At 39.9% G+C, this 12,362-nt stretch carries 13 protein-coding genes; 8 read left to right on the top strand and 5 right to left on the bottom strand.

Annotation, left to right across the window (positions count from 1 at the left end; translation table 11 throughout):
• The first annotated feature begins 259 nt into the window (after positions 1–259).
• Positions 260–916 (top strand): DUF938 domain-containing protein, encoded by a 657-nt coding sequence (locus tag NJ959_RS17210; RefSeq protein ID WP_254012970.1) that lies wholly within the window; start codon positions 260–262, stop codon positions 914–916.
• Positions 917–1,292: 376 nt separating this feature from the next.
• Positions 1,293–3,575, top strand: coding sequence for a DUF1796 family putative cysteine peptidase (locus NJ959_RS17205; RefSeq protein WP_254012969.1), 2,283 nt, complete (start codon positions 1,293–1,295; stop codon positions 3,573–3,575).
• Positions 3,576–3,670: 95 nt separating this feature from the next.
• Here NJ959_RS17205 and NJ959_RS17200 read toward each other — a convergent pair whose 3' ends face one another.
• The 4 genes from NJ959_RS17200 to NJ959_RS17185 are packed head-to-tail and all read right to left on the bottom strand — an operon-like array spanning position 3,671 to position 4,759.
• Positions 3,671–4,102 (bottom strand): hypothetical protein, encoded by a 432-nt coding sequence (locus NJ959_RS17200; RefSeq protein WP_254012968.1) that lies wholly within the window; start codon positions 4,100–4,102, stop codon positions 3,671–3,673.
• On the bottom strand, positions 4,095–4,319 hold the full coding sequence (locus NJ959_RS17195; RefSeq protein WP_254012967.1) for a hypothetical protein: 225 nt from the start codon (positions 4,317–4,319) through the stop codon (positions 4,095–4,097). Before NJ959_RS17195 ends, NJ959_RS17200 begins: the two co-directional genes overlap by 8 nt.
• 6 nt (positions 4,320–4,325) lie before the next feature.
• On the bottom strand, positions 4,326–4,541 hold the full coding sequence (locus NJ959_RS17190; RefSeq protein ID WP_254012966.1) for a hypothetical protein: 216 nt from the start codon (positions 4,539–4,541) through the stop codon (positions 4,326–4,328).
• A gap of 5 nt (positions 4,542–4,546) precedes the next feature.
• On the bottom strand, positions 4,547–4,759 hold the full coding sequence (locus NJ959_RS17185; RefSeq protein WP_254012965.1) for a hypothetical protein: 213 nt from the start codon (positions 4,757–4,759) through the stop codon (positions 4,547–4,549).
• Positions 4,760–5,376: 617 nt separating this feature from the next.
• Between NJ959_RS17185 and NJ959_RS17180 the strand changes: the two genes are divergently transcribed.
• The 4 genes from NJ959_RS17180 (at position 5,377) to NJ959_RS17165 (ending at position 8,769) form a co-directional block, all read left to right on the top strand.
• Positions 5,377–6,642 (top strand): DNA methyltransferase, encoded by a 1,266-nt coding sequence (locus tag NJ959_RS17180; RefSeq protein ID WP_254012964.1) that lies wholly within the window; start codon positions 5,377–5,379, stop codon positions 6,640–6,642.
• 4 nt (positions 6,643–6,646) lie between these two features.
• On the top strand, positions 6,647–6,856 hold the full coding sequence (locus tag NJ959_RS17175) for a hypothetical protein (RefSeq protein ID WP_254012963.1): 210 nt from the start codon (positions 6,647–6,649) through the stop codon (positions 6,854–6,856).
• A gap of 30 nt (positions 6,857–6,886) precedes the next feature.
• Positions 6,887–7,069: a hypothetical protein gene (locus NJ959_RS17170; protein WP_254012962.1), complete on the top strand. Its 183-nt coding sequence runs from the start codon at positions 6,887–6,889 to the stop codon at positions 7,067–7,069.
• Between the two features lie 209 nt (positions 7,070–7,278).
• The gene (locus tag NJ959_RS17165; protein WP_373693671.1) at positions 7,279–8,769 is read left to right on the top strand and encodes an acyl-CoA synthetase; all 1,491 of its coding nucleotides are present in this window, start codon (positions 7,279–7,281) and stop codon (positions 8,767–8,769) included.
• Positions 8,770–9,062: 293 nt separating this feature from the next.
• Here NJ959_RS17165 and NJ959_RS17160 read toward each other — a convergent pair whose 3' ends face one another.
• Entirely contained in the window at positions 9,063–10,373 is a 1,311-nt protein-coding gene (locus NJ959_RS17160; RefSeq protein ID WP_254012960.1) for a hypothetical protein, read from the bottom strand.
• Positions 10,374–11,200: 827 nt separating this feature from the next.
• Between NJ959_RS17160 and NJ959_RS17155 the strand changes: the two genes are divergently transcribed.
• A complete protein-coding gene (locus tag NJ959_RS17155) occupies positions 11,201–11,779 on the top strand; it encodes a PEP-CTERM sorting domain-containing protein (RefSeq protein ID WP_254012959.1) in 579 nt (192 codons plus the stop codon).
• Between the two features lie 269 nt (positions 11,780–12,048).
• Entirely contained in the window at positions 12,049–12,330 is a 282-nt protein-coding gene (locus NJ959_RS17150) for a hypothetical protein (RefSeq protein WP_254012958.1), read from the top strand.
• The last annotated feature ends 32 nt before the right edge of the window (positions 12,331–12,362 follow it).

The raw sequence follows: 12,362 nt of genomic DNA, 5'->3' as shown, positions 1-12,362 counted from the left end.
AGGAGTTAGGAGTTAGGAGTTAGGAGTAGCCCTTTCAGGGCGGCTACGCCAACGGAGTATGCGCTTCGCGCAGGCTACGCCAACGGTGTTTTCCCTTGACTTTTTTCATGATAGTTACCAAAATGTCGTTTTAAGGGAAAATAGTAACAGTAGGCAAAAAACTATATCCGTAGAGTGCGTTATGCTCTGCTAACGCACCAGCCATACTATTATTAGAGTGGCTGGATAAGTCCTATAGTAATTTATCGCGATCGCAAAAATGCCAGAGTCTCCAGATGCCAGACAATATGCCCCTGCCACCCTGCGCAATCGAGAACCGATTTTGGATGTTCTCTTGCAATTTCTACCACCAACTGGGACAATTTTAGAGATATCCAGTGGCACAGGAGAACATGCTGTTTTTTTTGCCCCCCGACTCTATCCTCGCAAATGGATTCCATCCGATCCAAATCCGTTGGCGCGAGAGAGTATTAGAGCTTGGCGGGAATGTCATCCTGCGGAAAACTTGTATTCTGCGATCGCATTAGATGTCTGCGAGCCAATTTGGGCAGTAGAAAAAGAACAATTACCAGAATCTTTGCAAGGCTTTGATTTAATCCAAGATCCTATTGTAGCAATAGTCAATATCAATATGATTCATATTTCTCCCTTCTCAGCTTGTCTAGGTTTGATGGCTGGTGCTAGGAGAATTTTACCAAAGGGCGGGATTCTTTATCTCTACGGACCATTTAAAATTAATGGTAAGCATACCGCACCTAGTAATGAGGCTTTCGATGAAAGTCTGCGGATGCAAAATCCAGAATGGGGAGTGCGGAATCTTGATGAGGTGGTGGCAGTTGCAGGAGATCAAAATCTTTCTCTGATTAAAACTGTTACTATGCCAGCGAATAATCTTTCTGCAATCTTTCAGGTGTGAAGGTGAGGGGGAATGGCTAATGGCTAATTGCTAATTGCCCAGGAGAAAGTGAAAACATACGCAGGCAAGATGCCTGCGCTACAATGGTTCTCGCTTGGATTTATTTACGAGTGGTTTAGGAGTGCTATATGATGTTAATAGCATTTTCAGGAGACAAGGTTATCTGGAACACAGACTTTGAAGGTGAGATATGATACCGTCACGAAAGCTTTGTCGGTGCGATCGCACTCTGAGTCGATAGACTTTTGTAACTACTGCTACCTCTGGTTTATCCAGCGATCGAGTAAAGTTACCTTTTGATATGATAAAGGTTTCATGATTCAACCTAAACTTTCTGTCTAGGATCGTAATCTTTAAAGAGAGAAGACACACATATATGTATCGGTTCCAAGTAATTGCACAAACCAAAGCAGGGTACTCCATCGGCATAGTTGGTTCGACTCCAGAATTGGGGCTATGGGATTTTAATAAAGCTGTACGTCTCACTACAAATAGCGCTGGCTATCCTTTATGGTGGGCAGATATTAAAATTCCATCCTCCTCCGTACCACAGGATCGCCAAACAATAGAATATAAATATATCCTAATTGCTCCAAATGGCTGGGTGGAATGGGAAGGTTGGGGTACAAATCGTTGGCTGCCCATTGAATCTGACTATCATGAATCAACTATTATTGTAGACGATAGCTCTTTCGGTAATATACCACCTTATCCCTACGGATATTTTAAGGAATCCGTTCCTAAAATACCTCTAACTAAAGGGGAAAGTGGTCTAAAAATCGTCGTAATTGGTTCTTCCGTCGCCCTAGGATGTAGTGCCTGGTTGTTAAAAGGTTGGGCTGGACATTTGGAGGAAACATTACATCAAAAATATGGACATCAATTAGTAAATTTGTCAGAATTAGGTGCAAATGTTAGTACCACAATTGACAGGTTTCCCCTAGTTGTCGCACCACAACAACCGGATATCGTTATTATTGCCCTATCCCTAGGAAATGAGGGATTAGCTTATTGTCCACCTTCCCAAAGACGGGCAGTGCAACGGCGTTTTGAAAGTGGATTGCAACAACTGATCAAAATGACCAAGGAATTGGGCGCTATTCCCATTTTAGGTGGGCTATATCCTCACGGTGATTATAAGTACGAACATAATTGGTTACTAAAAGATACCCACAAACGGATGGTAAATTGGGATGTCCCGGTGCTAGATTGGCTTGGTGCTGTAGATGACAGTATGGGGCGTTGGAAACCAGGTACATCCTTCGATTTAGCTCACCCGAATGGTTTCGGACATCAATTGATGTATGAGGCAATTAACCTGAGTATTTTTGATATAGATAAAGACAAATTAACGAAAGAAAAAGAACTCCTGATTCAGAAACAGGAATTACCTATCTACCGGGATAACTGGGGTTTTCATCTTTTTACCTGTAAAGAAGAGAAGAGTTTACGGATAATCAATACATCCAAACATACTTATACAATCGCACCCTATTGGGAGGAATTGCAAACAGCGATTCAAAGTAAAGCTGGATTGATGTCTGGTATTTATATAGCTAAGAATCCCCCAGCAGGTACGCTTCCTTTCTTTGCCGTGAAAGAAGATGGCACAATCGAAACTACGATAGATATTCCTCCTGAGACAGATATTGAATATAGCCCTACTTTCCATCTATTTGCACCAAAAGTATCCCAAGTTTTATTCTACGATGGGAATCTGGGATTATTGAAAGAAAGCGATAGCGCCCTCCGGGTAATCAACGAATCAAATAATGAATACAATATCCATCCGATGTGGAAGGAGGTACGAAAAGCACTCAAAGAAATGCCTCCAGGTGTCTATGACGATCCCCTTAATCCTGACGCACCATTTACCACAATGATGATTAGCAAAGATGGATTGGAAAGCCGAGTCAAAGTACTACCAAAATCATCGGTACTTTTCCAATACAAGTGTAAATTATCAGATATTAGCCGCGTGGCAATTCTACCGTTAGGCGATCGTTGTGCAGCGCGAATGCTTTTGTATAAAATGCAGTATGATGGACCAGCTTTTCCTTTCGATTTAACACGTACCACTAATCTTGGGGATGTAGCAGATATCATTCTGAATAATTTTTCTGATATGTGGAATCCCAATCTATTGCATTACAATGCTGAGGAAAAAAGAATCTACCACAGGAAGTGGAGTGGTTTATCTTTCGCCCATGAAGTGGAAGATGACGAAGATCCCGTAAACAATATGTTTCCCATATATGAAAGAATGCGCACCCGTTACACAGCACGTTCGGAACGCTTCCAATATACCCTGAAAAATTGTGACGAGGTACTGTTTATTCGCACTGGTGGTACTAATCGTGATTATCTGCTAGATTTGGTGAATAAACTTGAAGAAAAATGTCAGGGAAAACCATTCAGGATTTTACTTATTTCCCTGCAATCTTCCGAAGAGTTTGCTGATATTCCTCATGTAATCCATTACGATTTAGAGTTCAATCCTGATAAAATGTATGCGGATTTAGGATATTGGATGTACTGCACAGAGATAATGCGGGGAATGCTGGAATCTCTGGGAGTATCTAGTAAGAATCTATTTTGGTGTCCGCCTAATCCGCCGAAGGATAATCGGAAAGTGCTTGAGACTGTGGTAATAGGTTGACATCTTTGGTTGGGTTTTCTCCTGTTAACCCAACCGACAATATTTGCGATGGCTACACCCATATCACCATCGCTATTCCCTATCTAATTCTACACTTAGGCAGAGGGATCTTGAGACTCTTGCCAGAGAGTGAAAGCGACTCGATCCCCACCAAAAGAATCAAGAGATACTTGACGCTCTGGCATGGGTTTTAGGGGGGCATCAATGGGATTATACCGACAAGTACAAACCACAATTTCGTCATAATCTCCCCCTTGAGGTGTAGGGATTTCTGGGGTATAAACATCCACTCGCACAACTTCCCAATCGCCTTTTTTCCAGTGAGTTTTCCCTTTCGGAAACTGGGAATCAATGGCTTCCTCTACCTGTATGAATAGGGGGGAACGATAGCCAATTTCAGGAATGCCACGATTGCTATAATTGAAATGCTCTGCTAGGATTTTAGTTAAGGAACCCGTATGATAAAAATACCGTTCCAGCGATCCCGGTTCACCTTTATCTGCTCTAAAAATAATCCATTTACTCATCTTCATCAGTCTCCCAATCAGCATCAGTTTCATGAAATGGTCGAGGAAACTCGGTTTTTCCATCAAACACACAATCTACAGGCAAAATTCTATTTCCTGACGGCTCAATATCTACCAAATCCCACCCATTCCGTTTCGCCATCTCTTCGCAGTCGCTATCCCTAGCTGCAAGATGCCTGGATTTATCTTCTTCAGGATCGTATCTGGGTTTTAACATACTGATTCAGCGATTTTGCGGTTTGGCTTCATCTTTTGCGAAGTTGTCGGGATTTAGTAATTGAATTCCCAATTCGTAAGGTAAAACGTTAATAGTTGCACCGCTATCGACTAATCCAAGTGCCTCTACTGTTAAATCGCCTATTCGCAAAAGTAGTGGGATTCGGGGCAAACTATCAAACTCATTTTGAGTGGGGCTGCTGGTTGAGTACTTAAAACGCATAAACTTTAATGGTTCAAACCTGACTGCTTCATTGCTTCCATGAGAACTATCCCAGCACCAAAATTGTTGTAAGGAGTTTGGATATCGTAGGTTTTGAAAGGTTCTAATGGTGAGATATCCTGAGATGTTTCCAAGCTCTCCGCTAGAAGACGGATTAATTTGATCTTTTCTAGTACAGAAAGTTGCCAAATTTCAGGCAGTAAATCGGTGAGTGTCATATTTGCTTTACCCCTTTGAGTAAACTTACATATCTAGAGTTTATTATCGATCTAATATCCCAAAATGGGACAAAGGATCGAAGCTTTAAGTTTTGATTGGTAACCCTACAGATAGAGGCTTTTCGTAAATCCTGTCACTGGGAGTTGCCCACCGCAAAACAGCTATCTACTTTTGTGTCAAATAAACCGTTTTCCTCGGTCCAAACCCCCCCTTTAAACCAAGGAAAACCTATCCATTCCATGAAAACACACAGACCCAACTTAGTCAACAGAATAGCCGCCGCAGCCACCAAAAAGGTGCAGAAGTCGCCACCCTTGTCAAGAAACAAGCTGAAAGTGGTAGGGAGTCAGTAACTTTACCTCCGAAGCACAAAAAACTTACTAGACTTCCTTAACCTCACTTGGCGATGGCAACGCCAGCCTTCGGCATAGTCTCTGCTTTTCGAGTATTCTGTAATAGCGATCGCTCTATGTATTAAGATTATAGAAGATTATAGAGCGATTGCTTCTCTACGAGAGGCTACGCCAACACCCAACCTAGGCATCACACTCAACAAACTATCCCACTCAGTTATGGCAACAATCCCCTTTATCTCTTTATCCCGTGAGGATTGGTAATGGTTTTATTATCTGGTGTTTTTAGTGAAACTCCTATTAATAGACAAGAAATTAATCAAAATATATTAGATATTGAAGATAAACAACGTACTAATCCACTTCCTTGGAAAGGTCAATTCTCACCACAGTTTATTGAAGCACTGATTGATAAATATGCAGATAAAAAGAGTGTTATTTTTGACCCATTCTTAGGTAGTGGAACGGTTTTGTATGAGGCGGGAAGATGTGGAATAGAAGCTTATGGAACAGATATCAACCCAGCCGCTTTTACCCTCGCTAGCATTTATCGATTTATCAATATTTCCCAGAAAGAGCGTGAGAGATATACCAATAGTTTTCTTAATCGACTAAAGATAGAGATGTATGAGATGATGCCTCTATTCCAAAAAATACAAAAAAAAATTACGTCAAACGATCTAAGAGATAAACTTGTAGCACTGGCATTAAATGTAAATGATGAAGAAAGTTTTATTAATATCCTCAATCAAGCATTAGTAATTATGCTTGATTTCTCCAACAAGGAAGTCACCCACACAAGGATTTTCCATATTGCCGAACTTATAACTGATTTTGTGCAAAAATTGCCCTATAGTGAAAAGTCAATAAATGCCTATAATGCTGATTCAAGAAAAGTTCCCATACAAAACTCTAGCGTAAATCTTGTTATTACATCTCCGCCCTATATCAATGTATTTAATTATCATCAGCAGTATCGCACTTCTACTGAGGCACTAAACTGGAACCTTTTAAAAGTGGCAAAATCCGAGGTTGGTTCAAATCGTAAGCATAGAAGTAATAGATTTATAACGGTAATTCAATATTGCTTAGATATAGCCTCTACTTTACAAGAGCTTTTACGGATATGCAGGAATGAAAGTAGAATGATATTTGTTGTTGGCAGAGAATCAAATATTCGAGGTACTGCCTTTTTTAACGGTGAGTTAGTAGCAGAAGTGGCTCATAAAGTATCGGAAATAAATTTAGATCTCCGTCAAGAAAGAAGTTTTGTAAATCGTTATGGAAAAATAATTAAAGAAGATATATTGCACTTTGTAAAACTAGATAAAATAGACAAGAGTTTCGATTTAGATAAAGCTAGGATAGTTGCGATAGAAGCATTAGAGACTGCTTATTCTTTCGCGGATGCAAAAGTCAAAGATGAAATTAAGGATGCTATCGAAAAGGCAGAAAAAGTAGAACCATCACCTTATTATAATCCAGAGCAATCGCGTCAACAGATTGATGAATTAAAACCCAAGAGATAAATTTATGTTTAATTTGCTAAAACCACATGGGGAAAAACTAGCAGCGTTGCTTAATAACGAGAAACTACCTCATCCAGATAAGCCGCGTGTTGAGAAAGCAATTGAATGCTATAACAAATGGTTAGAAACACTTAAAGATATAACTGGAGATATGAAAGTAGTCCCAGAAATGGTATCTCATCTAACTGCTTATAAGCGATACATTGACGTTTAACTAATTTTTGACGAAGATGGTGCGGAATTAATGTTTGAGGAGAAAATTGATATCCCTGAAGAGCGAATCCAAAAAATGCTCTATCCCAAGCATAAGTTAAATGTTTTCCGCCCAATTCAGTCAAGAGATTCATCTCAACCAAACTACGGTTGTCAGGAAATTATTGAGGAAGCACTCAAAATAATTGCTGATAACGCAGCACAAAATAACTGAGATTTTGCAGTAATTCTATCGGCTATAATACTAGATGACTTACTCCTCTACATCACCTGTAGCTGTAATGGTGCGTTAGCCAAGCTAACACACCCTACATATAAAAACTACATTGCCTGTAGCTGTAATGGTGCGTTAGCCAAGCTAAAACACCCTACATATAGAAACTTGGGGTAAGTACTATGACTAAAATAAATTCAGGAAATAACATGAATCTTCCCTTAATTGACAGAGCAAAACAACACGGAAATAAAATTGCAATCGCAACCACTGAAGGCTCCTTCTTCTATCACGATTTGCTCCAAACTTCAGCTAAAATCGCTACCATTCTTCTGAATAACATCAAAGATTTACAAGAGCAACGAGTTGCCTTCCTCATCCCTTCAGGATTTCAATATGTCGCCACACAATGGGGAATTTGGCGTGCTGGTGGAATAGCTGTACCCTTATGTGTCTCCCATCCCCAACCTGAATTAGACTATGTAATTGCCGACTCAGGCGCATCAATTATCATTGCTCATCCTAGTTTTGAAGCTTTATTAAAGCCAATTGCCCAAGAGCGAAATTTGCGATTTATCCTCACTTCAGAAACTCTCCCTGAAGCAGTTAGTTTGCTACCAGAAATAGATATTACTAGACGAGCCTTAATCGTTTATACTAGCGGCACAACTGGTAAACCAAAGGGAGTAGTGACAACTCATCAAAATATTCAAGCTCAAATTACTAGCTTGGTTTCAGCTTGGGAATGGACATCAGAAGATCGAATTTTGCACTTCTTACCACTTCATCATATTCATGGGATTATTAACGTACTATCTTGCTCTTTGTGGGTTGGCGCTGAGTGCGATATGTTAACTAAATTTGATGCCAACATAGTTTGGGATAGAATTATTGAAGGTAACTTAACGGTATTTATGGCAGTACCCACGATTTATGTCAAGCTAATTACAGCTTGGGAAGCCGCAGATAGGAATAGCCAAAACAAGATGTCCGATGGCTGTGCTAAAATGCGTCTAATGGTTTCCGGCTCTGCCGCTTTACCCGTACAAGTATTAGAAAAATGGCGAAATATCAGCGGACATTTTCTGCTTGAGCGTTATGGAATGACTGAAATTGGCATGGCTTTATCTAACCCTTTACATGGTGAAAGATTAGCGGGATATGTGGGCAAACCTTTGCCTGAAGTGGAAGTGCGCTTAGTAGATGAAAGTGAAAATATCGTCTCTCCAGGAAAATCAGGAGAAATCCAAGTTAAAAGCCCAGGCGTGTTTCTGGAGTATTGGCAAAAACCAGAAGCAACCGCCAAAGTATTCCGCGATGGTTGGTTTTGTACGGGTGATTTCGCAGTGGTGGAAAATGATAATTACCGCATCTTGGGCAGGATGAGTGTGGATATTATTAAAACTGGAGGTTATAAGGTTTCCGCTTTGGAAATTGAAGAAGTATTGCGCACTCATCTAAATATTCAAGAATGTGCAGTAGTTGGAGTGCTAGATTCAGAATGGGGTGAGCGAGTTTGTGCTGCTTTGGTATTGCAATCTGGAAGTAATTTGACGTTAAAAACATTGAGAAGTTGGGCAAAAGAAAGACTGGCTACTTATAAGGTTCCCACCCAAATTATTACTGTTGAAGATTTACCTCGCAATGCGATGGGGAAAGTGACTAAGCCTAGCGTTGCGAAGCTGTTTTCAGCATTATAATTTTATATCCGTAGATGCCCGACTTCTCTAAGAAGTCGGGCATCTACAGAATAATATCATAAATCAGTTCGTAGTAAGCACTTTAGTGCTTATAAGCACAGGAAAAGAAGGCACTAAAGTGCCTACTACAAACAATCAGTTAGTAGTAAGCACTTTAGTGCTTATAAGCACAGGAAAAGAAGGCACTAAAGTGCCTACTACAAACAATCAGTTAGTAGTAAGCACTTTAGTGCTTGTAAACACAGGAAAAGAAGGCACTAAAGTGCCTACTACAAACAATTTTGATACATAAGTCAGGAAATATCGTCTATATCAACCCATTCATCATCAGAAGAGCCGTAACCAATGTAATGAATGAAATATTTGTGCTTTTTGATTTTCTCAATCGTGGCAGAATACCATTCCTCTTCATCATCATCCCAAATTTTCACTTTGTCACCCACAGTATATCCATTATCGTCGGATGAAGTGCGATCGCGAAAACGAATATCATCTTCTTCAACCCAGTCGTCATCGGATGAAGGGTAACCGACGTAATGGACAAAATATTCATCACCTTTCACTTTCTCAATGGTAGCCTGATACCACTCCTCTTCATCTTCATCCCAAACTTCTATAGTTTTGCCTACTCCATACTTCTTATTCTTATCTGATTTTACAGAAGGAGATGAATCCTTTGAGCGAGGCTTTTTATCCTCTGTTTTAATTTCTGATTTAACTAAAGTATGGGCTTTCAAAATTAGATGGCGAGAGACTGTTTGAATTCCGGTATGTTCGTAATAATTGGTAGTTTGATCCAGAAATGCTGCCACAAAATCCAAGTTATTATCAGCAATCTGGATAAAATTACCCAAACTGTTAAAAATAGATTGTGGAGTTACCCCTGTCTTGACTATTAAGTCATTCATCCATCCCGTCACAGAGTTAAATCCCTGATTAACAAAACCAACTTTATCAGATGGAGTATTACCTGGGAGAACATTATTGATAGATACAAAAGCCGGATTTTTAGCGATTACACCAGTATCAATTCCACCAAGTATATCGTGAATTTTCTTGAGAAAGTCAGGACCTAAAGGCAGGATACCATCTATACAAACAAGTGTTATCATCCTGATTAGGGATGCGTCTTGATAGTTATGTGCCAGAGACTTAGCAAACTCTTGTGGGTTAGGTTTGGGAATGCCATTGAGTTTAGAGAAGGCAATGATTTCTACCGCAATTTTTAGGGCTAAGTCAATCGTTTGGGTTAGATCTGCTTTGGGTGTGATATTCTGTAAAAAAGAGAGAAAGCTGATTTTTTCACCCATTTTGTTAGCTAAAGCCGCTGTACCCATCGCTGCGTCTGCTTTATCAATGGTTTGATAAAGTTGAACTGCGCCTTGGTAGCCTTGATTGGGATCGTGATATAATGCAACAGCGCGATCGCGGATTTTCTGGATTACTTTGGCATCGGTTTCACCAGTCAGGGTACGAATACTATTGTCAAACCCTACTAAATTCTTCCATTCACCGGGCGCTACATAATTGATAGCCCTTAAAACTTTCACCGTAATATTATCGGTTGGCAACTCATCAACCAACTGAATAATGGATTTATCCATGGAGTGATTCTCGAATATAAAATATATTATCGATTATGTCATACCTAAATTTAGATTGGTGGCTTATTTGCGAAGATTTAAGCCCTGAGTCTTGACAATAAGCCAATTATAGCAGTCGCCAATGCCAGGACAAGGGGCTTAGAGCCACTTGTTAAAATTTGCCAGCGTAGAATATCCTAACTGGCGGTTGCTATATATAAATTATTTAAACAATGATGGCATAAAATTACAAATTACGTTGTGATGTGATTGATTACCCTTAAATATCCTCTTAAGACTGATAATTACTCATGGCTCATGGCTCATGGCTCATGGCTCATGGCTCATGGCTCATGACTCATGGCTCATGACTCATGGGAGCAATCCAAATCTAATTATTAGCCATTAGTGGTTATCAGTTAGCAAGTTAAGTATTTTCTGTAGAGTGGTACGTTTTTTATAAAAAATTCACATGTTTTTCACATGTTTTTCACACTTACTTCATAGTGATCTTCATCATATCTTCACAAATCAAGAAATCTGATTTTAGCATAAAACCCTTGCCTGGAAAGGCTTTTAGTCTATGCTATTAGTAGAAACTCGGTATATCAATATAAAGTTTTGATGAAGTTGACCTACTGATCTTAAACTGATCTTGGCAAATACGGATGAGTATATGTAAACATAAAAGAATACAGGGGTCAGAGAGAAAAAAGACTCTCAAACACTCCCAAAAGTAAGAGTTCAGTATTTTGTCCAAAAATCCCGATGCTCCACTGAACCTTAAAAAGGTTGTTCTCCAAGATACGATCGCGAAAAACATTAATTTTATAGGATTGAGGCATCTCATGTTTACTTCAACATTTGTCAAAAAGTTATCAATATCTGCTGTTGGAGCCGCATGTCTTTCTCTAGGAGCAGCGGGATCTGCACAAGCAATAACACTTTCTCCCGGAGGATGGAATGATTTTATATTTGGTGATGTAGGAGAAGTTGCTAACCCTGGCACGTTTGACTTTACAGTGCCAAAACAAGGGGGCATTTTAAAAGTTACAGATGCTTACTCCGTAGGAGATGTTTTTGATATCTTTAATCTCGGCACACTCCTTGGTGGGACATCATTTGTGGAGCAGGGAGAATCAATAACTGGGGATCCGGATAAGGCTTATGCTGATTCACACTACAGTTCAGGTAGGTTTGTTTTAGCAGAGGGAAACTACTCTATCTCAATTAAACCAAGTGTTAGTCCTGCACAAATAGGTAAGGCTTATATTCGTTGGGATGAAGCCATTATTCCCACAGAGCCACCCACAGATAATGGAGTAGCATCAGTTCCTGAACCAAGTTCAGTCCTTAGTCTGTTAGCATTGGGGGCTATTGGTATTGTTTCAAACCTGAAGCGCAAACTTCAAATAAAAGCTGAATAACAGAGCTTCAGATAAATAAAAGTTTACTTCTCAAACAACCGTCTTTTTTCCAAAATTACAGCGCAGGATAAACCGAGTGAATTTATAGTGTTCCCATCAACAAATCTCGCGTTTGATATCACTCCACGCTGTTGCCAATTTGATTTGCACATTTGATACTGAAGGAAGATAGAGTGCAGTATCTTCAGATCAAATGGAAGTAAAAAGCTTGAAGAAAAATCTAGTGCAGTACCATGAGCTAAATCTCGCTGTTTTTCCATGCCACAGTTATGACAAAATTGGGGAGAATAGAAGTAAGCCCAATTAGTCCACTCGACTGGGAGGCGGTGATGCGTTTTAACAATCTTTTGACACTAGCGTTCATTCTGACATTACTATTTATCACGATTGGCGATCGCGTTTTGCCCTCACCCCTAAACGACGCTAGCCGGAATACCCGTGTCAGTATCAATAATTTCTTAGTTGGCTTATTCCCCGACAGGAAACCCAAAGATCCCAATCGGCGCACTAAGGAGGCTATCGATGAACTTAATCAAGGGAATGGGCAATAGGGAGTGGGGAGTGGGTTTTTTGGAGTGGGGAG

Source organism: Limnofasciculus baicalensis BBK-W-15 (genome assembly GCF_024178385.1).
GTDB lineage: Bacteria > Cyanobacteriota > Cyanobacteriia > Cyanobacteriales > Coleofasciculaceae > Limnofasciculus > Limnofasciculus baicalensis.
The sequence above is the reverse complement of the archived record's forward strand: the minus strand, read 5'-3'. Positions and strand labels throughout refer to the sequence as shown.

Coding starts and splice junctions, on each gene's coding strand:
- NJ959_RS17210 (WP_254012970.1), top strand. CDS start 260: ATGCCAGAGTCTCCAGATGCCAGACAATATGCCCCTGCCACCCTGCGC.
- NJ959_RS17205 (WP_254012969.1), top strand. CDS start 1,293: ATGTATCGGTTCCAAGTAATTGCACAAACCAAAGCAGGGTACTCCATC.
- NJ959_RS17200 (WP_254012968.1), bottom strand. CDS start 4,102: ATGAGTAAATGGATTATTTTTAGAGCAGATAAAGGTGAACCGGGATCG.
- NJ959_RS17195 (WP_254012967.1), bottom strand. CDS start 4,319: ATGTTAAAACCCAGATACGATCCTGAAGAAGATAAATCCAGGCATCTT.
- NJ959_RS17190 (WP_254012966.1), bottom strand. CDS start 4,541: ATGCGTTTTAAGTACTCAACCAGCAGCCCCACTCAAAATGAGTTTGAT.
- NJ959_RS17185 (WP_254012965.1), bottom strand. CDS start 4,759: ATGACACTCACCGATTTACTGCCTGAAATTTGGCAACTTTCTGTACTA.
- NJ959_RS17180 (WP_254012964.1), top strand. CDS start 5,377: ATGGTTTTATTATCTGGTGTTTTTAGTGAAACTCCTATTAATAGACAA.
- NJ959_RS17175 (WP_254012963.1), top strand. CDS start 6,647: ATGTTTAATTTGCTAAAACCACATGGGGAAAAACTAGCAGCGTTGCTT.
- NJ959_RS17170 (WP_254012962.1), top strand. CDS start 6,887: ATGTTTGAGGAGAAAATTGATATCCCTGAAGAGCGAATCCAAAAAATG.
- NJ959_RS17165 (WP_373693671.1), top strand. CDS start 7,279: ATGAATCTTCCCTTAATTGACAGAGCAAAACAACACGGAAATAAAATT.
- NJ959_RS17160 (WP_254012960.1), bottom strand. CDS start 10,373: ATGGATAAATCCATTATTCAGTTGGTTGATGAGTTGCCAACCGATAAT.
- NJ959_RS17155 (WP_254012959.1), top strand. CDS start 11,201: ATGTTTACTTCAACATTTGTCAAAAAGTTATCAATATCTGCTGTTGGA.
- NJ959_RS17150 (WP_254012958.1), top strand. CDS start 12,049: ATGACAAAATTGGGGAGAATAGAAGTAAGCCCAATTAGTCCACTCGAC.